Genomic DNA, 24,400 nt, shown 5'->3' on the forward strand with positions numbered 1-24,400 from the left:
GAAAGCTAAGCAGCAAATTTAGAAAGCGTGACTCTTTTGCTTACTTTCTTTTATTTAACTTTATCTACATTACCTTTTAAGAGAACTGTTTATAAACATTTAAATAAAAATCTTGGGGGATATTTAATATTAATAGTTTGTTAACCGCTAGCCATTTAGCCTATCTATTTAGTAAATACCAAAGAATTAATCGTTAAAGAGCAATTTGCTTTTTACTTGTGTAAAATATATTTTTGAATATATAGATGAATTTATTGGGCTTGTAATATTAGGAGGTATCTATGACGAGTGTATTAAACTCTAAAATAGTAAGTATGTTAGAAAACCCGCGGTTGGCAGAAAACCAAAAAGGCAATTTAAATGGGCGCAAAACGCTCCCTTTGCCTTACTATCTACTCAAGAGTGGAGCTGTTATCGGAGGAGTGGCTACAGTAGCTTGTGGCGTAGCTGCCATTGGCTTTTCAACCTTGCCTATGCTAGTAGCTGCATTGGCTTGTGGATTAGTATGTTTGAGCAGCGCAGTAGGCTCCTTTTATATTGAGCGTCTTAGCCACCCTAACAAATCTCATCCTCTTATTAATCCTCAGCTTCCTGAAAGGACGCATAATTATAATAAAATTGACGAATATCTTAAAAATGCTAATGAAAATCTCCTCAAGGCGGAGAACAATATAGAAAAGCATACGAGTGAAATAAATGTTTTACATGCGCAACTGCGGCTAAAAGAAGCAGAAATAGAAGATAAAAATAAGATGATTAAGAGTTATCTAAAGACTTTAGAAGAGGGCCGAAAAAATGTTGAAAAAGATTTACAAACCATTGTGCTTTTTTTAAAAGAGAAAGGTGAAAATGAGGTGCAAGTACAACAAGTGCTTTCTCTCCTTAATCACATGCGTTCCCTCGCTAGGCGGCAAGAAAAAGAAGAGGAATCATCAGATTGTGATAACCTCTTAAAAGACTATCTTGATTTGAATGCGCGCTTGCTCTCTATTCTATCTATTCTTCCTCACTGTTTTGATAAGTATAGAGTCCAGATGAAAACGGAAAGCAATTTAGAAGGGGGAACTGTTAAAGGCGTCATTAATGTAAAGGATAACCGAGAACTAGAAATTCAAAATTTAAAAAGCGAAGTTAAAAGACTGAAAGAAGAATTAGAAAAACAGTACGCCCATTACCAATTTATTGATCAGATAATCGACCAGAAACAGGAGTTGGAAAAGACCAATCTATCTAAAAGCCAGGAATCCTCTAATTTGTCGCACAGCTTTATAGTCGTAGAGCCTCATTTGTAGATTATCAAGTGTCCATAAAATTTCTTAGAGTTTTGGAGAATAGTGCCAAAGCTCTTTTTTATTCTTGCTCTCTAAAATTTAAAAAATCTAATAACGTTCATTTCTTACCCTCTTAGGCAAACTGAGAAATGCAACGCTTGCAAGAGAAAGGTTTACCTGGCTTAAGCCTAGGTTTGTTTAATTGAGTAAACGAGAGGTTATTTGGAGACTTTTAGTAGTAGGGATGCAAAGTAAATTCCATTCTTTATGCTAAGTAGACTTTTCCTTGTAGGATAACATAAAACACGCTAGATTAATTGCTTTCATAAATGAAATGGAAGTATCAAATGTCTCAAGCTAAAGTCCAAAGCGCCATTACTCCTACACGCGAACAAGATTATGCCGAATGGTTTCAGCAGGTAGTTAAAGCAGCTGATATGGCCGAGAATTCTCCTGTCAGAGGGTGTATGGTTATCAAGCCGTGGGGTTATGCAATTTGGGAGAATATCCAACGCCAGCTTGACGAGCGCATTAAAAAAAGCGGGCACGAAAATGCTTATTTTCCTCTCTTTATACCCTTAAGCTATTTAGAAAAAGAAGCTGAGCATGTAGAAGGATTTGCTAAAGAATGTGCTGTTATTACTCATCATCGTTTAGAAGAGAAAAATGGTCGTTTAGTTCCTACCGGAGAATTAGAAGAACCGCTTATTGTTCGCCCTACTTCAGAAACAATTATTGGAGAGTCTTTTTCACGTTGGGTAGAATCTTATAGGGATCTACCTTTGCTAATTAACCAATGGGCGAACGTGGTACGTTGGGAAATGCGTCCCCGCATATTTTTGCGCACTACCGAATTTTTATGGCAAGAAGGGCATACTGTACATTCTACCGCCCAAGAGGCTTTAGATGAAACCCTGCGGATGCTAGAAATGTATAGAGAATTTGTAGAAAACGTTCTGGCTCTTCCTGTTATCATAGGAGAAAAATCTCCCGGTGAGCGGTTTCCGGGAGCTGTAAGCACCTACACTCTTGAAATGATGATGCAGGATCGTAAAGCATTACAAGGGGGAACTTCGCATTATTTAGGGCAAAATTTTGCTAAAGCTTCTAATATACGCTTTAGCAACAAAGCAGGGCAGGTGGAGTATGGGTTTACAACTTCATGGGGAATTACTACTCGTCTGATTGGGGGTATGATTATGTGCCATGGCGACGATGATGGCCTAAGAATGCCTCCACGTATAGCAGCAAAGCAAATTGTAATCATTCCTGTAGTCCCGAAACCTGAGATGGAAGATGAAGTGTGGGCCTATGCGGAGAAGATTGCAAGCAGCTTGCAAGAAGTTCAATATGCAGGGAGACCTCTCAGCGTGTGGATTGATAAACGCGACAAACGAGGTGGAGAAAAAAATTGGGAGTGGATTAAAAAAGGAGTGCCTTTGCGCATTGAGGTAGGACCACGCGATATAGAAAAACAATCGGTAATTGTTTATAGAAGAGATAAACCTCATAAAGAAAAACTTTCCATACAAATAGAGCAGATTCCTACTGAAAGTTTAAGGTTATTAGAGGAGATTCAATCGGCCCTCTATCAGCAAGCTAAAAAATTCCGGGATGGAAATATTCGTCGCGATATCCATACTTTTGATGAGATGAAAAGCTTTTTTACTCCCTCTAACCTGGATAAGCCCGAAATTCATGGCGGATTTGTTCTGGCCAAATGGTGTGGAGAAGAGGGAACAGAAAAAATGCTTGATGAATTGAAAGTCTCTATCCGCTGCTTGCCCATGCATCAAAGCGGTACGCAGGGCCATTGCATTTTGACTGGGAAACCTGCTACCTTAGATGCTATATTTGCAAAATCTTATTAATCCTAGCCTTATTGCCTAGTATTCTAAGGCTCTAATCTCTGGCCTTTTGAGTTTTTTCTTAAAAAGGGCTTTAAGCTGTTAGATTTTTTATAGAGAGAAACTTACCAAATGTCATAAAAAGCTCTTGGAGCATTTCAAGTAGACTCAAAAATTTGGAGAGGGAGAGGATAGAAGGAGTCTCCTAAAGCTTTTAGGCTAGAGCAATAAAAATTGAGGGCTTGCTATCGGACATATAGCCAATGGCGAGCTACATTTAAAGAGGAAAAGATTTGCTTAGATTGTAGAGGATTGCGAATATTGTTAAGCTCTGTTTCTAATTTGTCGTCCATCTGTTTTTTTTGTTGTTGAAGCTCCTGCCAATTGTCATCAGTGAAATTTTCTTTTTGAGAAATAAAGGTGGTCAATTGCTCGGGAGAAATTTCCAGTTCTTCTAAAAAAGCATGCGTATCTTCATCTAGCTTTTCTAAACGAATAGCCAGCTCTCGCATTTTCCTTTCATTTATATTGAGTTTTTCTTCTAAAATGTCGGCAGAAAACATAAATAACCTCTTTAAATGAACGATAACTAACACTTTATCATTAAATTAAATAAAATTCAATTATTAATTAGTATTTACTGCTTTTTTCAAGGATGGACCGTGCTAAATCTAATTTATTTTTTTCCTGTTTGTGGGGCTGTAATAGGAATAGTGAGCGTGCTTATGACCTACTTTCTGCTAAGAAGAAAGCTAAAGAGGAGCCAGCATGACTTGGTTGCTCAATTAGGTAAAACTCTCAATCAGACGGATTTATTGCCTAATGCTCAGGAGCTTTTGGAAGATAATTTGCAGGAAATTATAGAAGATTTGAAAAATCAGATTCCTATGGGTGCTATGCTTTTTACTAAGGCAGTATCAGGAAAAGTTCAAGGTTTAGTCAAAGAGAACCTTTTAAAAAGAATGCCTGCTTTAAAAGAAAAAGCCTTCATCTATCTATCTTCTAGAATAGAAGTGGAAAAATTGCTTCTACCTTTAGTTTACTCAGAGCTCTATACTCTATTATTTTATGGGGCATTAATGGGATTTTTAGTAGGGTTACTCACTCTTATGTTGGTTTTTTAAAAAAGACAATCCAATAGAAGCAACAAGAATAATGAATATTACACTTAAGGTCACCCCAATAGGAAAATGTAAAAACCCTGAAAGCAGCATTTTTAATCCAATAAATATCAAAATGATAGCTAAGCCATAATGAAGATAATGAAAAAGGCGTAGCATGTTCGCTAGAGCAAAATAAAGGGAGCGCAGCCCTAAAACTGCAAAAATGTTAGAAGAGTAAATAATCATTGCATCCTGAGTAATACCCATAATGGCCGGGATGGAATCAATAGCGAAGACAACGTCAGTGGTCTCGATAGCTAAAAGTACAAGAAAAAGAGGGGTAGCAAAAAGTTTTTTCTCTCTTTTTACAAAGAAATTATCGCCTTCATAGCCTTCTGTTAAAGGAAAATAGCGTTTAAAAATTTTAATAATTAGGTTGTTTTCGGGGGAATTACCCGCACCTGAAGTCTTCCCTAACTTAATACCTGTAAAGATAAGGAATGCACCGAATAAATAGATTACCCATGAAAAAGTCTGGATTAGAGCTATACCGCATAGGATAAAGAAGGCCCTCATAACGATAGCTCCCCAAATGCCCCATAAAAGAGCTTTATGAGTGTAGCGCTCGGGAACTTTAAAATAAGAAAAGATAATGAGAAAAACAAATAGATTATCTATACTCAAAGAATATTCAATAAGATAGCCCGTTAAAAAACTTAAGGCATCTTCAAGCCCTCTTGTCCAGTAGATCCCTAAATTAAAAGCTAGGGCGAGGCCAATCCAAAAACTTGTAGCAATGAGGGCTGTCTTTATGGAGAGTGCTTTTTCTTTAGCATGAAAGAATTTAAAATCCAACCAAATAAATATTAGAATGGCAAGATTGAAAAGAAGCCAAAAACTGATCGTGTTTTCAAACATAGGGTTGATACCTTAAGCCTTCATAATCGTTTATATTCTTGAATGAGTGGAATTTTTGCTCGCCGTCTCTCATTTTCCTGCGCTGTTATTTTTCCCTATCTTTTTAGATTTTTAGCTTTAAGTAATGAAAGCAGTGGAAATTTACTTTACCTTTTGATTTTTTAAAAAAATTAGCTTTTGCAGAAAGCCTCCTCTTTTTGCAGGCTATTCAAGAATTTTCTTTTTAAACTCTTTTGAAAAAGAAATAAAGTTTTTTATGTTTTTTGCTTGTTTTTTATAGAGACCCTCTCCTGTTCGATAGAACTTAACTCCTTTCCTTTATAAGCAAGCTTTCTTTTGCTCTATTTAAAAGGACAGACCGCTTCCTAAGATAGCTTGCTGCTAGGCCTATTCTATATTGAAACAGAATCTTTCATTCTATATCCTAGAAGGCAATTATTAGATAAAGGAAAGGCTGGAGTATGCAATTAAAAAAGATAAAACTTTTTGGATTTAAGTCATTTGCAGAAAGCACTACTCTTGAATTTAACGAAGGGATTACAGCTATTGTAGGCCCCAATGGTTGTGGAAAATCTAACATTGCTGACGCTTTTCGATGGGTGTTGGGTGAGCAATCTGCTAAGTCTATGCGTGGGCATAAAATGAATGATGTTATTTTTGCTGGTACCTCTACACGTAAAGCTCTTAATTTTGCCGAAGTGGCTATAGTATTGGATAACTCTGACAAGACTTTACCCATTGAATATACAGAAGTAGCTGTTATGCGACGCCTTCACCGCAGTGGGGAATCCGAATACTTTATCAATGGCCATCAAGTACGCCTTAAAGACATCCATAGCCTTTTGCTTGATTCTGGTATGGGGAAAGATGCTTATTCTATCTTTGAGCAAGGGAAAATTGACCAGGTTATTAACTATACTCCTTTAGAAAGGAGGTATATTTTTGAAGAAGCTTCAGGAATCCTTCGTTTTTTGCAACGTAAACGCGAAGCTTTGCGCAAGTTAGAGCAATCCGATCAGAATCTTATGCGAGTTAAGGATATTCATTTAGAAGTTGAAAAGCAAATCATTGTTTTGGAGCAGCAAGCTGAAAAAGCGCGCCTTTTTAAAGAGCACAAGCAACAATTAGAAATTTTGGAAAAAGGCATTTTTGTTATTAAATATGACAACTTACAACATAGATGCCAAGAGATATTTAAAAAAGAAGAGACGCAGAAGTTGTTGCATGCAGAAATGTTAACGACAATAGAAGAAATGAAAAAAGAATTACAAGCAGCCAAAGCTATTCAAGAAGAAAGTGAATTGGATTTACGCAAGCAGCAAGAAAAGCTTTATCAAACTCAAAGTGAAAAAGAAATTAAGAGACGCGAAAAACTTTCCTATCAAGAGCGTTTAAAAGAAACGGTTACAAAAGAAAAGCGCTGGCAGCACGAACTGGAAAATATGTTAGAAAAACGGCAGATGCGACAAGCTGAAAAAGTTAACATACAGAAACAGCAGCAAGAGAGGGAAGAGTGCTTACAACAAATGTTAACAGCTTCGCAACTGCAACGCGATAAAGTTAAAAGTATGGAAGACGAGTTGTCTGCCGTGCGCGAACAATATCAGCATGCTCAGCACAAGTTGATAAAATTTGTGCAAGCTGAAAATGAGATAGAAAGTAATCTTAAGCAAAACAATGTGCGATTAGAGAACCATCAAGAACGCCGAGAATATTTACTGAACCGGCAAGAACGCTTGAATGAGCTAATTAAAGAACTGCAATCTCAAGTTATCGAAAAGAAGAAAATTGTGGAAGAAGTTGTTGAAATTGTAGATAACCAAAGAGAAATTTTAAATGAGCAAGAACAGCAGATTCAGGTATTGAGTGCTGAGATTAATGTCCTTCAATCTAATTATATAAGCTCTCAAAGTGAGCTAGCTGAAGATAAAGCACGCCAGAATGTTCTCATAAGATTGCGCGAAGATAAAGAAGGCTTCACAGCTAGCAGTAAACACCTTTTGCAAGAATCCTCTAATATTAAAAGCCCTTTATACAATAAGATTTATGGCTTATATGAATATCTAACCCCCCAAGAGGGAGCTGAAAAGGCTTTAGCGCAGATCATGAAGCCTTATGCACAAACTTTAGTGGTCCATACATCTCAGCATCTTAAAGAGGTAATAGAATATGCAGCCGCAAATAAGCTAAAAGACTTTTCTTTAATCTGCCTCGATCGTCTTACTGCATCATCCCTCGAGCTATCTCCTCTCTCTCCCAAGGCTAAAGAGTTAGCCCAGCTTGTTGGGGCTCCTGTAGGCTTAAAGCAATTTTTGAAGGACTGTTTTATCGTCGAAACATTAGAGCAGGCTGAAGAGCTTTCTGAAAGTTTCCCTGAAGCTAGCATTTGGATAATAGACGGTTCTTATATCGATAGGCATCGTGTCTTTTTCTCGATTTCTCAAGGGGAAAATAATGTTTTTCTACGTGAAGCTGAACTTAAAGCTTTACATAAAAGCGTAGAGGAAAAAGAGCTGCAAATAAATAATCTTCAGACCAGATTGAAAAAATTAAAAGAAAGACACGCCCAACTTCAATTAGAAAGAAACGAGCTGGATAAGGGTATTCGTCGAGAGGAAATGAAGCTGGTAGAAGTAAACTTTGCTTTACAACGAACACAAGGAGATCTAGAAAAAGCGTTAAATGAAGTTAAGCAGCTTGAAGCCGAAAATAGAGCTCTTGAGCTAGTTAGCGAGCAACTCTTAAACCTTCTTAGCGAACTTAAGTTAAAATATCATGATGCCAAAACAACCTTAGAGATTGAGCAAAAATTATCCACCTCCCTTCATGAAGAAGTAGAGAAAAGATTACATCTTCTTAAAAGTGCCCGTCATGAGATGCAAGAAAAAGAGGCTATTTTACAGGAGATAGCCGAAGAAAATCGCAAGCTTATCCATGCCTTAAATGTATTAGAGGTGAAGGATTTGGAGAGCCAGCAACACGAAGAGCATTTGTTAGAAGAGATTGAAAATGGACAGCAAGTAAAAATACAGCTCAAGCAAAGTGTGCAAGAATTTGATTCCATGCTAGAAAAGACGGAAGGCAATTTGAAAGGATTGGTAAACTTGCTTGCAGAAAAAGAGCAAATAGTTGCAGAAAAAAAATTAACCCTTGCTGGAATGGATGAGCAATTATCTCGGTACTACCATGAGTTAAAACAACTAGAAAATGAGCTGCATCAAACGGCCATTCAGTTAGCTCATATAGAATCTTCCAGACAATCATTAGAGAATGAACTGCAGCAGCGCTATCAAATAACTATCCCTGAAGTTAAAGCTTTAAATCTTCCTTTAGAAAAAAGTATGGAGCAAGGAGAGAAGAAAATTCGTGCTTTACGCCAAACGATAGAGTCTGCAGGTGATATCAATATGACATCTATCCATGAATTTGATCAACATAAAGCTCGTTACGAATTTTTGAATCAACAGATTGATGATTTGAATGGATCTAAACAAGAGCTTATACAAATCATTGCTCATTTAGAAGGAGAAAGTAGAAAGATTTTTAAGGAAACTTTTGAGTTGATTTGCCAGAACTTTAAGAAAAACTTTAAAATTTTATTTAATGGAGGGGAAGCTGATCTTCAATTTACAGAAACAGAAGATATTCTGGAAGCAGGCATAGAAATTATTGCGCAGCCCCCCGGTAAGCAGATGCGTTCGATTAACTTGTTGTCTGGGGGTGAGAAATGCCTAACAGCCTTAGCTTTATTATTTGCTATTTTTGAAGTTAAGCCTGCGCCTTTTTGCATTTTAGATGAAATTGATGCTCCCTTGGATGATACGAATGTGGAAAGATTTGTCAATGTCGTAAAACACTTCTTAGAAAAATGTCAATTTATCATCATTACCCATAATAAAATTACCATGTCGATTGCCGATGTGCTCTTTGGTGTTTCGATGCAAGAACGAGGAATATCTAAACTTCTCTCTCTCGAATTTTCCAATCACACTGTTTCTGCATCTACTTTATAGATTAGGTGGTGAGAGAAAAGGATAAAAGTCAAATTTCTTAAAAAAGAGGAGTTTTTTAAATAAAAATGTTGAGGTTATTAAAAAATTTAATAGAAGGTAATGTGTTTTCTCTTTTTATAATACGCCTTTAAGAGATTCCTTATGCAGCCCCGTACTTTATAAAAACCCCTCGAACTAAGTAGAGAGACATGTTTCAGAGGGTTGGTTATGCAGACTAAGGTGCGCCACGAACTTTGACAAGCCAACGGCGGGTCAAAGATGCTGTACAAGAGATTAGGGAAGGCCCCTAGTAACCGATGACTTAGGCATAGGTTACAAACCACCTTAAGCTGCATGGGTAAAGAGCCCATGTGGTGAGCGTTAAGGAAAAGGTATAGCAAGACTATATCAGGTGAGAGTTAAGGAGACGAATGCAAATGAATCACTGATGACGTGTCGAAAGCATAGGGATGATGTCAAAACTGGGGGGTCTTAGTTAACCCAGGACAAATCTAAGGGAAACCTAATATTAACTGCTTAGATGGCATCCGGCATAAAGGTGACGTGAACTTAACTACAGGCTCTTATACGGAACGTGGGAACCTGTCGCCTTGATGAAAAGGGAGAAGTTCAAATGGAAGCCCCATAAGAACCAGAGTACCGATGCAAGGAACAGGGGCGGAATAGCCCGTAGTAGTGAGGAGACCTCTGTAATGGAGGTGGAGCGAAGGGGACTATATTGTTTAGCTTAAGATTAATCGAACAACTGGAAACAGGAGGAATCGATGAATACAGCAAAGTCGTATTGTATTTCTAAATCCATTGTATGGGAAGCATACAAGAGAGTAAAAGCTAACAAAGGAGCAGCAGGTGTTGACGAAGAGTCTATAGAAGAATTTGAAAAGAATCTTAAAGACAATCTGTATAAACTTTGGAATCGCCTATCGTCGGGGAGCTACTTTCCGCCTCCCGTAAAGATAGTTGCCATACCAAAAAGTGATGGAAAGCTGAGAAAGCTGGGAATACCCACAGTATCAGACAGAATCGCACAGATGGTCGTTAAGCTGTATCTAGAGCCAGAGATTGACCCACATTTTCATCCTGATTCTTATGGGTACAGACCTGGAAAATCAGCGTTAGAAGCCGTAGGAGTCGCTAGACAGAGATGTTGGCGCAACGACTATGTTATTGACCTTGATATCAAAGGATTTTTCGATAATTTAGACCACGAGCTCGTGATGAGAGCCGTAAGGAAACACACCGAAAGCCAATGGATTCTTCTGTATATAGAACGCTGGCTAAAAGCGCCAGAGCAAGATGCAGACGGGAAACTTATAAAAAGAGATAGAGGGACTCCACAAGGGGGTGTAATCAGCCCTTTACTAGCCAATCTATTTCTTCATTATGCCTTAGACGAATGGATGAGGAAATGCTATCCAGGTAATCCATTCGAGCGTTATGCTGATGATATAGTGGTTCACTGTCAAACGGAAGCGCAAGCCAACGAAATAAAGAAAGCTATTGCAGAACGCTTAGCTCAATGCAAACTGGAGTTGCATCCTGCAAAGACAAAAATCGTCTATTGCAAAGATGATGAACGAAGAAAAAGATACCTAAACGAGAAATTTGATTTTTTGGGATATACTTTTAGAGCCAGAAGATCAAAGAATCGGTATGGAAAGCTCTTCATCAACTTTAGTCCCGCAGTAAGCAATAAAGCAAAGAAAGCAATAACGAGTACGATGAGAAGTTGGAAAATGCATCTGCGCAGTGACAAGAAGATTGTAGATTTATCAAGAATGTTTAACCCCATGATAAGAGGTTGGATCAACTACTATGGTAAATATTACAAATCAGAACTCTATCAAATTTTCAATGTTGCAAACCGTACATTAGCAAGGTGGGCGGAAAGGAAATACAAGAAGTTAAGAGGCCACAGCAGAAGGGCAATGCATTGGTTGGGAGGGATCGCAAAACGAGAACCTCAGCTATTTGCTCACTGGAAAATGGGCGCCATACCTGCGACTAGACAATAGGAGCCGTATGAGCTGAGAGGCTCACGTACGGAACTGTGAGAGCGTGAGGGTGTGATCCCCTCGCGCTACTCGACTTTTTTCAAAGCGTATAATAAAGACTTAAATTTTTTAAATGCGCAATCATCTGTTTATACGCTTAAAAAGCTATCTGAGTAATATTGTGTAGGGATACAGAGGGCCTTTTTTCAAATTCGAATAACCTGTTGAGGAGAGAGAAACTGGGTTTATAGGGTTTTATCATACAGATTGAGGAATTAAACACCCTGGCTAAAAAGAAAGCTTAAGGTGAGTCTAGTCCCAATTTAATTAGCCAGGGCGATGAAAGCAAAAAGTGCTTAGCAAATAATAAAAGCGCGCCCGCTATTGTGCATATGCTATTGAGAAACGGTTATAATGATGCTATCGTCATCATTTAGAAGGGCTGAAAGACAGAAGGTCTCAAATAACTAAAGGGGAAAAGAGCCGAAAAGCTTTGCAAATCAATCATTGTGTTTCAATTACCTGATCTTTAATTCACCTCATAAAAGCTTGGCAAAAACTTGGCTGGGATACTTGGAAGATTTTAATTCTCTGTTCTTATAGGAATGCAAGCTAATCCTTAGTATACAAAGCCAGTTTAGGAAAATAAGACAAGTCTTTTTAAACAATCAATTTCCTAAGCAAAAGATCGAAAGTCAGTTTGAAGATAAAGCGAGGCTAGAACATCAATGCACCTATATCAAGGTATAGTAAAAGAGGAATGCAAACCGAAGCTCTTAAGAGAAAAACAATATAGCATCTTTTAAAGGAACCAAGTCTATAGTCTGAAAAGAGAATTAATCTTTGAATCTATTGCTAGCATTTCCTTGCATGCTTTGGGTTTTTTTTATATCTTTTTCATTAAAAAGAGACTTAAGGATTTAGATAAATCTTAATAAAGGCTATAAAATGCATACTAATAATTCTATTGCCCTTGAGCACTTACCTAATGAAGTACTAACTTCCATTTTGAAATATTGCGCCACACCTTCCTCATCTAATGTGTGTAGAAAATGGCGCCATCTTCTAGCTACTGAAGTCATGCCTTCTCTTTATAGGCAAATAGTTGAAATTCATTTTCCTCCAGGAAATGTTAGCAAGCATGCTCTTATTTTAGATGAAATTTATAAGCTAGACCATGAGCTTCTTCCAATGCAAAAAGTAAAGGCAATCTTTAAGCAAACCTTTACTTTAGCTAAATCTCTATCACCTCTAGAATTTATAAATAACCCTGCAGAAAATAAGTGTTTTACAGCCGCTAATTACGCCTTTTATCTATTAAATATTAATCGCCTTTTAATGTGGAAAAAATTAACTGGTGGAGAGGGATATTTAGAGCAAGAAGAAATCAAGTATTTGCCTTTAGCAAAAAAAGGAGAGCTTTTTAAAGAGTGGATTGAAAGGTATGGCAAAGATATTGCGAGTTTACAGTTAGAAGGAATTGGCTTAACCCTTTTACCCCCAGAAATAGGGCAATTATCGCAGCTGGAAGAGCTTTCGTTAAACAACAACCAGCTTACCACTCTTCCTGCAGAGATTGGGCAGTTGTCTAAGCTAACGTGGTTTTTACTAAACGATAACCAGCTAACGGCTGTTCCTGCCGAAATAAGACAGCTCTCGCAGCTCACAAACCTTAACTTAGGGTACAACCAGCTCACTGCTGTCCCTGCAGAGATAGGGCAGCTTTCTAAGCTAACAGGGCTTTTCTTAAATGATAACCAGCTCACCGCTGTTCCTGCAGAGATTGGGCAGCTGTCTGAGCTAACTTGGCTTTTACTAAACGATAATCAGCTTAGCGCTGTTCCTGCAGAGATAGGGCAGCTTTCTAAGCTAACAGGACTTTTCTTAAATGATAACCAGCTCACCGCTGTTCCTGCAGAGATTGGACAGCTGTCTGAGCTAACTTGGCTTTTACTAAACGATAACCAGCTCACCGTTCTTCCTGCCGAAATAGGACAGCTCCTTTGGCTAGAAGTTCTTAGATTAAGCAACAACCAGCTTACTACTCTTCCTGCAGAGATAGGGCAGCTCTCTGAGCTGCGAAAGCTTCAATTAAACAACAACCAGTTAACCACTATTCCTGCAGAGATAGGGCATTTATCGCAGCTGCAAACTCTTGCCTTAGATAATAATCAGATAATTGTTATTCCTACAGCTATCGGACAGCTTTCCGAGCTGGAAGGGCTTTGGTTAAGCAACAACCAGCTAACCGTTATTCCTGCAGAGATAGGGCATTTATCGCAGCTGCAAACTCTTGCCTTAGATAATAATCAGATAATTGCTGTTCCTACAGCGATAGGGCAGCTTTCCAAGCTGCGAAAGCTTTGGCTAAGCAACAATCAGCTAACCGCTATTCCTGCAGAGATAGGGCATTTATCGCAGCTGCAAACTCTTACCTTAGATAATAATCAGATAATAGCTGTTCCTACAGCGATAAGTCAGCTTTCCAAGCTGCAAGAGTTTTGGTTAAGCAACAACCAGCTAACCACTATTCCTGCAGAGATAGGGCAGCTTTCTCAGCTTACAAGGCTTTACTTAGACCACAACCAGCTAACCACTATTCCTACAGAGATAGGACAGCTTACCGAGCTGCTAGGCCTTGTGTTAAATCACAACAAGTTTACCAGTCTTCCTGCACAAATAGGGCAACTCTCTCAGCTGCGAATGCTTAACTTAGAGCACAACCAGCTTACCAGCGTCCCTACAGAGATAGGGCAGCTTAACGAATTGCGAAGCTTTCTATTAAATAACAACCAGCTAACCGTTATTCCTCCAGAAATCGGGCAGCTTTCCAAGCTGCAAGAGCTTTGGCTAAGCAACAATCAGCTAACCGCTATTCCTGCGGAGATAGGGCGACTCTCTCGTTTGAAAATACTTGACTTAGAGGGCAACCAGCTTACTACTGTTCCTGTAGAAGAGATAAGGCAGCTTTTTCAGCTTGAAAACCTTTGCTTAGAGCGCAGCCAACTTACCCCTTTTCTGCGGAGATAGAGCTAGCAACTGAGCTATTTGAACTTAAGTTAATAAGAAATTTGCTGAAAAACATCTTAGGCGAAATATGGCAGCATTTTCCATCTGCGGCTAAAAAAGTTTGTATTTTATTCCCTACTTCATTTAAAAAAAAGCAAGCCTTACGCTTTAAAGAAGAAGCTAAGCCTTCACTAACTATCTTTCCTAACTTAAGACTCTAGCTTTTTTAAAGGTATGATTGCATATGGAGCTGCTTATAACCCTATAATTTATTGTAGGCTTAAAAAACTAGGAGGGTATTTTAAAAGGGAACGAAATTTTTTCCTTGCTATCTCTTGATTTAGAATAGCTTGCCGAATCAGTTAGGTATGCACCTCGAGCTATTTAAACTCTATAATTTTTTTCTAAAGAAAAGTAAATTTTTTTACCTTGTCAATAAGTAAACGCTATTGGTTTAAAGCCCTACTAGCGAACTATTAAGCTAATAGCTTTCCCCGGCAAACTGGAAAGCTTTTATAGCCAACGTCCAAACTTTTTTATAAACCACATTTTTACTAGCTGGGTGAGAAGACAATACCCTAATAAAATAATTAATAGCCAAGGAAAATAACTCCAGGGCAAAGGTACCAATCCAATACTTGCTCCTATGCATGCATAAGGAAGGTAAATTCCTATAGCTATAATTACCCATGTTGTTAATGTAAGCGGCCATGCGGTCATGCTTTGAATAAAAGGAATCTTGGGAGTTCGAATCATGTGTACGATTAATGTCTGAGAAAGTAATCCTTCTATAAACCAGCCCGTTTGGAATATAGATTGTTTCTCAGGAGTATTGGCAGCAAAAATGAACCACATAACGGCAAAAGTTATATAGTCAAAAATTGAGCTTATAGGCCCTACCACCAGCATGAATTTAGCTATATCTCCACGTTCCCAACGCTGAGGATAGGCTAAAAACTCTGGATCCACGTGGTCCCAAGGTATGGTCGCTTGTGAAATCTCATACAAAAGATTTTGAATTAGTAATTGAATAGGCAACATAGGTAGAAAAGGAAATAAAGCACTAGCTCCTAGAATACTAAACACATTTCCAAAATTTGCGCTTAAAGCCATCTTTAGGTATTTGAGAATATTACCAAAGGTCTTACGCCCTTCGACCACCCCAGCGTTTAAAAAAAGTAAACTTTTCTCTAGCATGATGATATCAGCTGATTCTTTAGCGATATCGACAGCTGTATCAACAGAAATCCCTACATCAGCTTCGCAAAGGGCAGGAGCATCATTAATTCCATCTCCTAAATACCCTACTATATGGCCATTAGATTTTAATGAGGCAATTACTCTAGATTTTTGAAGAGGCGTTAATTTAGTAAAAAGGGTTGTGTGGTCTACTACATTTGAAAGTTCTTTATCGTTCATTTTTTCAAGTTCATGCCCGGTAAGAGAATTCTCAACTTTAAGATTGACCCATTGACAAATTCGATGGGTTACCCACTCATTATCTCCTGTTAAAATTTTAACCTGAACATTTTGGCAGCGTAATTGAGCGATGGCTTCTGCTGCTGTTGATTTAGGAGGATCAAGAAAAGTTAGTAAGCCGAGAAGTACCATCTCCTTTTCATCCTTTTCCGTATATTCCTTGCTTTCAGTAGGCTCTACGCATTTGTAAGCCACAGCTAAAATACGCATGCCTTCTTGATAAAGTTCCTTCGCTAAGTTATTTATTTTATCTTTGAGAGAAAGAGACAAAGAAAGAGTAGAGCCTTTTATTTTGACCCCACTACACAGGCTTAAAACTTCTTCAAAGGCACCTTTACAGATTAAAAGATGTTCATGCGCATTTTTTTCTACGATAACAGACATTCTTTTACGCACGAAATCAAAAGGAATTTCGTCTATTTTTTTATAATTGGTTCTTAAATCTAAAGTTTTTTCTATTTCGCTATGTTCTAAGATAGCTTTGTCTAGAAGATTCTTGAGGCCGGTTTGATAAAAGCTGTTTAAATAACCAAAAAGCAACACTTCTTGATTATCGTTTCCCTCGATATCTAAATGCCTCTCTAGGATGACTTTATCTTGAGTAAGTGTGCCTGTTTTATCTGTACAAAGGATATTCATAGCTCCAAAATTTTGGATGGCATTTAAGTGCTTGACGATTACCCGATGATGAGACATGCTTACGGCACCTTTAGCAAGATTAACAGTTATAATCATAGGAAGCATTTCAGGTGTTAGACCTACGGCTACTGACAACGCAAACAGTAAAGACTCCAGCCAATCTCCTTTAATGAATCCATTCAACAAAAAAACTATGGGGACTGTTATGCACATTAGCCGAATGAGCAGCCAACTGACCTTACTAATTCCTATGTCAAAAGCGGTTAGGGGACGAGGGTGGGTTATGCTTTTTGCCATTCCACCAAGATATGTATGCTCTCCGGTTGTTAGGACAACTGCTAGAGCAGTTCCATTGAAAACATGAGTGCCCATGAAACAAAGATGGGGCATTTCCCATAAATTTTCTGTGCTCCTAGCAGGATGAGAAATAGCTTCTTTTTCGACGGGTAAAGATTCTCCTGATAGGGATGACTGGCTAACATATAATTCTTTGGCAGAGAGTAATCTCACATCTGCTGGTACCATATCTCCCGCTGATAGATGGATAATGTCGCCAGGTACTAAAAGCTTAATATCTATCTCTTGTTTTTGGGGTTCACTATTCGAGTCTTCACGCCGCAGCACGGTTGCTTGGGTACTTACCATGGCCTTAAGTTTCGCTGCCGTCTTTTTCGACTGCCACTCTTGAAAAAATCTTATTATCACGCTGATAGCTACCATCACTGAAATAATAATGGCTGCGTCTATATTACTTAAAAATAAAGAAATGCCTGCAAGCATTACCAACAAAACAATAAAAGGATTAATAAAATACTTTAATAGCAGAGTGTATTTATTAGCAGGTTTATCGCCTTTAATATCATTTAGCCCATACTTCTCAAGTCTAGCTTTAGCTTCATTAGTCCTTAATCCCTTAAGCGTTGTATTTAATTTTAGCAATACTTCTGTAGAAGAGATGTTTAAAAAGGGAGTTAAAAGAGAAAAAGTTTGCCTGCTCTCTTCAGGAAGTATAGGAGAACGCAGAGAAAATTTAGGAAGTAGGGGGAAAGAAACTTTACTGAGAAAAAACTTTCTCATCTCGGGGATTCCCTTTTTAGAAAAAATTGAAGGCCTTAAGTAGGATAGAGAAATTTACAGGCATTTAATCGAGCCAGACTGCTTATCTAAAAAATTCAAGTAGTGCGTCTAATTTTTAGTTAAACTCTCTTGCTAGCCTTATTCCAGAAAATGTTTTTTAGTCTTAAGAAACAATAACTTAAGACTTAGAAACAATCTTCCATTCTAACCGCTTGCAGTTTATTAGGTAAACTTTAAGTTCTCTTAATTTTTAAGTGAATGGCGGCGAATAAGAGCTAGGATAACCATGGTTTTAGGTTCAATTTTTTTTAAGTCTATTTGAGCAATTTGTTGAGGAGTTAAAGAGAGAGCTGATCGCATATCAAATAGATCTCTTTTTAAACAGTCTATAATTTGCGCTGGCATAAAGAATTCTAAAGTTTTTATAGGCCTAGATGTGTGATCGACTCCTAGAATTCCTTTTAGCATGTCTGGGGTTATGCTTTCTTTTTTAAAATCAATCGCTTGGATTTGTTCACGGCTAAGATAATTAAGTAAGGAAAGCGGTATAATCGGCAATAAATATAAAAGGCTACTCTTCCCAAGGTTTTGTAGACTCTTATCTTTTATAGTAAGAGTATGCATAAAAACATTGATAGCAGCCTTACTAGCAGGAGAGAGCGTAAGAAGTTCAATCTTAGTGAAATCTATCTGCTTAATTTTTTCTGCAGAAAGTAGACGCGCAGCTTCAGGACTGAGTAAATCTCTTTGTAGGCAGTCGATGATTTGCTGGGGTTCAAAAAATTCTATGGTATTTTTTATTCCATTTGTTCTGGATTCTCCTACGATTTCATCCACCATAGCTTGCGTAATGTTTTCTTTTTTAAAATCAATCTGTTGAATCTGTTGCTGAGTCAAATAATTGAGATAAACGGGGTTTAAAAAAGGCAATAAGTATAAGAAGCTAGGCTCTTGGAGGCTTTTTAAACTAGAGTCTTGTATAGTGAGCCTGTGTATGATCGTATTCAGGCAAACAAAAATAAGGCGATCCTGTTCGAGCTTATATAAATCCAATTGGGTAAAATCTAGCTGTTCTACCTGTTTTCCTGAGATAGACTGTAAAGCTTCAGAATTGAATAGATTTCTTTGTAAGCAGTTGATAATTTGCTGAGGCGTAAAAAATTGAAGGTTGCTAGGTGAATTTGTTCGCTGCCATCCTTTCCATCCTATTATCCCGCTAACCATAGCCTGTGTAATTTTCTCATTTTTAAAATCAATCGCTTGAATTTGCTCTGGTGTTAAATGACGAAGATAAATAGGGTTGATGAAAGGCAATAAGTATAAAAGGCTAGCCTGCTGAAGGCTTTGTAAGCTCTTATCTTTCTTGGTGATTGTATCGATGATCGTATTGAGGATCATTTGATTATGCTCTTGCTCATCTAGATTCACTTGCGTAAAGTTTATATTTCTCACTTGCTCAGAAGAGATTAGCCTACTAATTTTTCCATCAAATAAGCCATTATTTAAGCCAATCACTAGAGCGTTTGCAGATAAAGCTTTGATACTTTTTTCATTCTTGTAAATAATTCTAAACTGCTTAGCACTTAGAAGATCGATATTAAGGCCTAACTTTTGCTCTTCAGTTAAGCATTCGATTAAATTGCTTGATAAATGCTCTATCACCAGCTCAAGGGAACTTATATTTACTTGGCGTAGATCCCATAAAGTCAATTTTTTCAAAGTCTCGGCGGAATTAATAGCTAAGCCAAGCTCTTTCTTTCTTAACATCGTGGCTTGCTGGCTTAGAAACTTTGCCTGCCTAGTAGATAATTTGTTGATAGCGTCTATGCTCATATTAGACACTTCTTCTTCATCTAGCAGAAAAATTTTAAGAGCCGACTGCTCCCATGCAGCTTCGAGGTCTTTAATTTTCAGCTCCTTGAGAAGAGGATTTTTTGCTAATCGTCGAAAACGAGGTAGCAACTGAAAAGATTGATTAAATTGATTGAGCCTATCCTCAATACGCTTCTGAAAACTAAGCAAGCTCTCTTTTTGTAAGCCTGTAATGTGTCGCATTTCATGTTCTTCTCTTTGGAGCCATGTATGCAGCGGTTGCTTCATGACACCCTCTATCCGATTATGATAGCGATCATGCGTTTCTGTAAAAAGATTACCTGGCTGATTTAGCTGTGCCTCTTTTGGCTCTAAGCTAAGAATAGGAGGGATCTCTTTTGTATTTAAGCTTTCAATTTCCTTAGTAGAAGGAAAAAAGAGTTGAAAAAGTAGAGATTGGCTTTGAGGTAAAAGAGCAGACTTAGGTATTGAGGTGCTTTCTTCAGGTAGAGCTTGCGGGGTAAACGTAGAGGGAAGCTTTTCCTTTTCTAAAGAGTGATAAGTAGGAGAAGAAAAAGAGGGAAGAGGATTGACCTCTTTTTTAACTGAAGAAAGCTTTTGCTCAGGTAGAGTTGGAGAAGAAAATTTATTACTACCTATATTTTTGGTTTTCTCATCGGTCGGATTTAACCTGGTCAAGACTTTAATCTGCTTAGTTTCGATACCGCTTATACATTCGTGCCAAAATTTTCTTACACTTTTTGATATCAATGCTAATCCACAAGAAAAAAAGGTAGCAGCCAAAGCTATTAAGCCTTTTTTTACTCGCCAGGCATAGCTAGAATGGTAAATATTTTCAGTGTAGATGGTGTAAGATCTGCCCGCTGAATCTTTCTTTACAATGGACGATGAGCCTTGATCCTTGTCGAGCGTCGCAACATCTAAATCTTCCATTTTCTCAGATCTTCTAGAAGCAGATGTTTTAAAAGCACTGGCATGTGTCATATTTTTTCTCACTAATAAATGAAAATTGACTTTATTATATAAAAATAGAGTTTAAATAACCAGATAAAATATGAATAATACTCCAAATTATTATGATTAATGAATTTTTAAGGAAAAGACTTTAGTTAGTAGCTTAAATGGAAGGATCTATTGATTCCATCTACTAAGACCTTATCCATTCACTCGTATACGTTCCTTCTTGAAAATGGCTTAAAATTGACCTTTTTCCTGCTCTACAGAAATAATCACAGAGTATAGGAAAAGAATTTTTGTATGTCAAATAAACCAAGGTTTGCCATTAAAGAAATAATTCTTGTGGCAAATAAGAGGAAATAAATGAAATAAAATTTTTTATTCTTTTTCCTTGCATAAGTTGCTATTCTACTTTTTACCTTCCTGGAAGGTGTGCCGATGGAATGAATTGTTGTATGTCATATTTTTCTTTTGCATTTCTCTTAACTAAAGGTAGCTTATCTAACTATCCTCATACTAAAAAAGTCCCAAGGTAGAGAAAATTCTCAATTACAATTTGCAAATGTACTAAAGAAAATGTAAAATTTCCTAGGAAATACAAGATGCTATAAGCTTGGTAAGCCTTGCCCTTGCTGTAGGGAGCCGGTTTGGGCTAAAGCAGAACATAAAGTAGCTTTGTATTATCGGACGGGCAAAGAAATCGGGTGCAGCTTCTTTTAAATTTAAGAGATAAAAGTTTCTGAAGAGCGATTAAATCCCTTCAATAATCTGGGTGAATGAAGGTTACACGTGGCTTTTTCTCTGTTTGAGTATTAGAAGGTCTTTTTAAACATATTGTAGTCTACCTCGCTAACCCTTAAAGGATTAATAGGTCTTACTAGATAAAAGAGCTGCTAAACTGTTATTTGGCAAAATGTTTTTAAAATTAATTCTAACTTGTCTTGCTATCTAACATGGCTCTTCACTAGAAAGTGATCAAAGGGTTTCAATAAAACCTATAGATTTTTAAAAAAAATCTACCCTTGCCTCACATGCTAGCTCCCCATAGGTGAGCCTGCCCTATTTGCAAGGATTTATTAATAATCGTTAGGCCATGGCAGAAACCCTACGCTTTATAGCTTTATATCAATATTAATTCAGGCAAGCAGGAATATCCTATTTAAAATGGCTAATAAAATGTCTTGAGCCATCTCTAATTAAAACTTAAGAGATAGCTAAGAGTCTAAATAGATGCCATGGCTAAGATATTAACCAAAGCGGTGGGGGCAAGTGTGACCCCACTTGCCTGTCCTTTTTTTAAAGTGTTTTTTGGAAGCTTTAGCTTTAAACGGGAGAAATAAGAGATGAGATATATTATTGGAATTGATTTAGGAACGACAAATAGTTGCATTTCATATGTGGATACTCAACATCCCAAAGCTTCCATTCAATCTTTTGCTGTACCTCAGCTGCTGGGGCCCAGCTATATAGGACTACGCCATACCTTACCCTCTTTTGTATATCTTTCAGCTCCCATGGAGTGGCAAGGAGCAGCTTTAGATTTGCCTTGGAAAAAAAATAATGACACATTTGTAGGCTTTTTTGCCCATGCACACGGAGCTAGGGTCCCCACGCGGCTTGTTCAGTCGGCTAAAAGCTGGCTAAGCTATTCAGTTGCTAATAGAAATGATAAAATCCTTCCCCCTGAAGCTAGTGAAGCGGATCAAAAAATCAGCCCCTTGGAGGCCACAGCGCATTATTTGAACCATATTCGTCATGCCTGGAATTACCTCATGGCTAAATCGAATCCTGAGGCAGAGTTTGAACAACAAGAGATTGTTCTGACAGTTCCTGCTTCTTTTGATGAAGTAGCAAGACGTTTAACTGTTGAGGCTGCTAAGATGGCAGGATTTATTCATTTAACCTTGCTTGAAGAACCCCAAGCAGCTTTTTATAGTTGGATCTCTTTACATGAAAATCAATGGCAGCAACAGATGCAGGCAGGACAAACTATCCTTGTCTGTGATGTAGGAGGCGGTACTACGGATTTTAGTTTGATAGAAGTGCAGCAAGGAAAAAGCGAGCTAACTTTAAACCGTAGGGCTGTAGGTGATCATCTGTTATTAGGGGGTGATAACATGGATATTGCTCTTGCCCACTATCTTGAAGAAAGGCTATCTCATGAGTATGGAAAAAGAGATTTCCAGCTTATTCAATGGCTGCAGCTGAAACATCAAGCTAAAGCTGCTAAGGAAGCTTTGCTAGAAAATGCAGCCTCTGCTGTAGATCATTTTACAGTTTTGTTGCAAGGTTCAGGGTCTGCGGTAGTTAAAGGAAGCTTATCTATCCAGGTTAAACGCCAAGAAGTGGCTCATTTATTATTAAATGGGTTTTTTGCACAATATTCTCTTGAAGAAGCTCTTCAATTACGCAGGTCTACAGGATTTCGGATGGTAGGCCTTCCCTACGAAGAAGAGCCTTCTATCACCAAACATTTAGCTACGTTCTTAAAGCGCTCGCAGTTTCAAAAAGCTCCTGACTACATTCTTTTTAATGGGGGTTCCATGAAGCCTACTATTTTTCAGCAAGCTCTTATATGCTCATTGGAAAGATGGTATCCGGGCTCACAAACAAAAATTTTGGAAAGCGTAGGTCTTGATATAGCTGTGGCCCGAGGAGCCGCTTACTATGGAAAAGTACGTCGAGGCTATGGAGTAAGGATAGCTAGTGGAATCCCCAAAACCTATTATCTAGGAATTGATGTTAAAAAATTTGATGGTACAGTTTCAAACCAAGCTTTGACTCTTTTGCCTCGAGGAGCTGAAGAAGGTGCAAGCTATCAATGTGAACATACTTTTTCATTGCGGCCCAATGTACCCGTCTCGTTTAGCTTATATACATCACAAGTGCGTTTAGATGACCAAAAGGGAGATATAATAGAGATCGATAATCAAGAACTGCAGGCAATGCCTGCCATTCATACCATTTTGCGTGTAGGGAAAAAGCAGCTCTCTGAAAGTGTCCTAGATAATATCCCTGTAAAGCTTCATATAAAGCTGACAGCTATCGGCACATTAGAAGTATGGTTGCAATCGCCAACAACCGGGCATCGCTGGCCTTTAGAATTTCAAGTACGGCAGATATCAGGCCAAGAAAATAATGTTTCCTCCTTAGAGTCGAAACGCCAGGATGAAAGTTTTGATTCCTCCTATTTAAAGTCATCTCAAGAGTATCTTCGCGAAATATTTACAAGCTCGACTAAAGCAGAAAAAATGATGGAAAAATTGGAGAATTATTTAGATAGAGCACGCCTAGATTGGCCTTTAAGCCTATTGAGAGGATTGTTTGATACCTTGTTAAGCTTAGCTGATCAACGTAAAGCCTCTGCTGATCTTGAGCCACGCTGGTGGAATATGATAGGCTTTTTTCTGCGACCTGGCTTTGGCTATCCTTTGGATGATTTTCGCATCAAAGAATTATGGAAGATTATTTTAGGAGATTTTAAGTTAGCCAAGTCTTTTGAATGCCTCATTCAACAGTGGATCTGTTATCGCCGCATAGCGGGTGGTTTAAATAAAGGCCAGCAAATTCAGTTAGCTAATGATATTCTGGCCACCCTATTACCTAATAAGACTTCTAAAATTATTCTTAAAAGTAAAAATGATATCTATTCTTATTCAGAAAAAATAAGAACGTTAGCTTCATTTGAATGGCTCGATCTGGCCCTAAAAAGAAAAATAGGACTAGCCATTCTCACCCGCATTTGTGCTGATGAAGCAGTGGCTGCAGATTATTGGGCTTTGGGTCGTATAGGAGCCCGTCATTTAATCTATGGATCTCTAGCCTATGTAGTTCCCAGCGAGGAGTGCTCTAGATGGATTGAATCTTTACTTAAGCTTTCTCCCCACGATCCATTAGCTCATCTTCTAGGTCAATTAGCTAGGAAAACGGCTCATCGTGAAGTAGATATTTCGCAAACTACTTTAGATAATATTTTGAACACTTTTTCTCTTCTTCCTCAACATGAGCATTTGCAGAGAATGTTGACTCAAACTGCTACTTTAACCTTACAAGAGCAAGAGCAGGCTTTTGGTGAGAAATTACCTGCCGGCTTAATTTTAGAAAGAGAAAAATAGGGATAGAAAAACTTTTTATCATAAGGAGCAAAGCCGAACGAGTATAAAGCTTAAGAGAAGCTAAGCACTTATGTTATTAAGTATGATGCAAACTTTTTAAAGAACTTGTTTATTAAAAGGCCTGGGTGGGCAAGTAATTAATAAA

11 protein-coding genes are annotated in these 24,400 nt (G+C 37.9%); 7 read left to right on the top strand and 4 right to left on the bottom strand.

Features of this window, described 5'->3' with window-relative positions; all coding sequences use genetic code 11:
* Positions 1 to 281: 281 nt before the first annotated feature.
* A complete protein-coding gene (locus TY21_RS09665; RefSeq protein ID WP_042240549.1) occupies positions 282 to 1,292 on the top strand; it encodes a hypothetical protein in 1,011 nt (336 codons plus the stop codon).
* Positions 1,293 to 1,618: 326 nt separating this feature from the next.
* Positions 1,619 to 3,142: a proline--tRNA ligase gene (gene proS / locus TY21_RS09670; protein WP_042240552.1), complete on the top strand. Its 1,524-nt coding sequence runs from the start codon at positions 1,619 to 1,621 to the stop codon at positions 3,140 to 3,142.
* 221 nt (positions 3,143 to 3,363) lie between these two features.
* Here proS and TY21_RS09675 read toward each other — a convergent pair whose 3' ends face one another.
* Complete coding sequence (locus tag TY21_RS09675; RefSeq protein ID WP_042240555.1) at positions 3,364 to 3,681, bottom strand: hypothetical protein; 318 nt, start codon at positions 3,679 to 3,681, stop codon at positions 3,364 to 3,366.
* 99 nt (positions 3,682 to 3,780) lie between these two features.
* Here TY21_RS09675 and TY21_RS09680 point away from each other — a divergent pair, with 99 nt between their 5' ends.
* Entirely contained in the window at positions 3,781 to 4,242 is a 462-nt protein-coding gene (locus tag TY21_RS09680) for a hypothetical protein (RefSeq protein WP_042240558.1), read from the top strand.
* Here the strand turns inward: TY21_RS09680 and TY21_RS09685 are convergent.
* Positions 4,216 to 5,139 carry a TerC family protein gene (locus tag TY21_RS09685; RefSeq protein ID WP_042240563.1) on the bottom strand — a complete coding sequence of 308 codons (924 nt, stop codon included), beginning with the start codon at positions 5,137 to 5,139 and terminating at the stop codon, positions 4,216 to 4,218. The genes TY21_RS09680 and TY21_RS09685 overlap by 27 nt on opposite strands.
* 461 nt (positions 5,140 to 5,600) lie before the next feature.
* Here TY21_RS09685 and smc point away from each other — a divergent pair, with 461 nt between their 5' ends.
* The 3 genes from smc (at position 5,601) to TY21_RS09700 (ending at position 14,176) form a co-directional block, all read left to right on the top strand.
* Positions 5,601 to 9,152, top strand: coding sequence for a chromosome segregation protein SMC (gene smc, locus TY21_RS09690; protein ID WP_042240566.1), 3,552 nt, complete (start codon positions 5,601 to 5,603; stop codon positions 9,150 to 9,152).
* Positions 9,153 to 9,916: 764 nt separating this feature from the next.
* Positions 9,917 to 11,167, top strand: coding sequence for a group II intron reverse transcriptase/maturase (ltrA, locus tag TY21_RS09695; protein WP_174232785.1), 1,251 nt, complete (start codon positions 9,917 to 9,919; stop codon positions 11,165 to 11,167).
* Between the two features lie 927 nt (positions 11,168 to 12,094).
* Entirely contained in the window at positions 12,095 to 14,176 is a 2,082-nt protein-coding gene (locus TY21_RS09700) for a leucine-rich repeat domain-containing protein (protein WP_052354578.1), read from the top strand.
* Between the two features lie 492 nt (positions 14,177 to 14,668).
* Here the strand turns inward: TY21_RS09700 and mgtA are convergent, their stop codons facing one another.
* Entirely contained in the window at positions 14,669 to 17,350 is a 2,682-nt protein-coding gene (gene mgtA, locus TY21_RS09705) for a magnesium-translocating P-type ATPase (protein ID WP_079979959.1), read from the bottom strand.
* Positions 17,351 to 17,593: 243 nt separating this feature from the next.
* Positions 17,594 to 20,167 (bottom strand): hypothetical protein, encoded by a 2,574-nt coding sequence (locus tag TY21_RS09710; RefSeq protein WP_042242273.1) that lies wholly within the window; start codon positions 20,165 to 20,167, stop codon positions 17,594 to 17,596.
* Positions 20,168 to 21,483: 1,316 nt separating this feature from the next.
* Here TY21_RS09710 and TY21_RS09715 point away from each other — a divergent pair.
* Complete coding sequence (locus TY21_RS09715; protein WP_042242276.1) at positions 21,484 to 24,255, top strand: hsp70 family protein; 2,772 nt, start codon at positions 21,484 to 21,486, stop codon at positions 24,253 to 24,255.
* Positions 24,256 to 24,400 lie beyond the last annotated feature (145 nt).

It is taken from the genome of Neochlamydia sp. S13 (assembly GCF_000648235.2).
Lineage (GTDB): Bacteria > Chlamydiota > Chlamydiia > Chlamydiales > Parachlamydiaceae > Neochlamydia.

What these genes read in the sequence shown, in the direction of transcription:
- ltrA (WP_174232785.1), top strand. Translation starts at nt 9,917, where the DNA reads ATGAATACAGCAAAGTCGTATTGTATTTCTAAATCCATTGTATGGGAA.
- TY21_RS09710 (WP_042242273.1), bottom strand. Translation starts at nt 20,167, where the DNA reads ATGACACATGCCAGTGCTTTTAAAACATCTGCTTCTAGAAGATCTGAG.
- mgtA (WP_079979959.1), bottom strand. Translation starts at nt 17,350, where the DNA reads ATGAGAAAGTTTTTTCTCAGTAAAGTTTCTTTCCCCCTACTTCCTAAA.
- TY21_RS09685 (WP_042240563.1), bottom strand. Translation starts at nt 5,139, where the DNA reads ATGTTTGAAAACACGATCAGTTTTTGGCTTCTTTTCAATCTTGCCATT.
- smc (WP_042240566.1), top strand. Translation starts at nt 5,601, where the DNA reads ATGCAATTAAAAAAGATAAAACTTTTTGGATTTAAGTCATTTGCAGAA.
- TY21_RS09715 (WP_042242276.1), top strand. Translation starts at nt 21,484, where the DNA reads ATGAGATATATTATTGGAATTGATTTAGGAACGACAAATAGTTGCATT.
- TY21_RS09675 (WP_042240555.1), bottom strand. Translation starts at nt 3,681, where the DNA reads ATGTTTTCTGCCGACATTTTAGAAGAAAAACTCAATATAAATGAAAGG.
- TY21_RS09700 (WP_052354578.1), top strand. Translation starts at nt 12,095, where the DNA reads ATGCATACTAATAATTCTATTGCCCTTGAGCACTTACCTAATGAAGTA.
- TY21_RS09665 (WP_042240549.1), top strand. Translation starts at nt 282, where the DNA reads ATGACGAGTGTATTAAACTCTAAAATAGTAAGTATGTTAGAAAACCCG.
- proS (WP_042240552.1), top strand. Translation starts at nt 1,619, where the DNA reads ATGTCTCAAGCTAAAGTCCAAAGCGCCATTACTCCTACACGCGAACAA.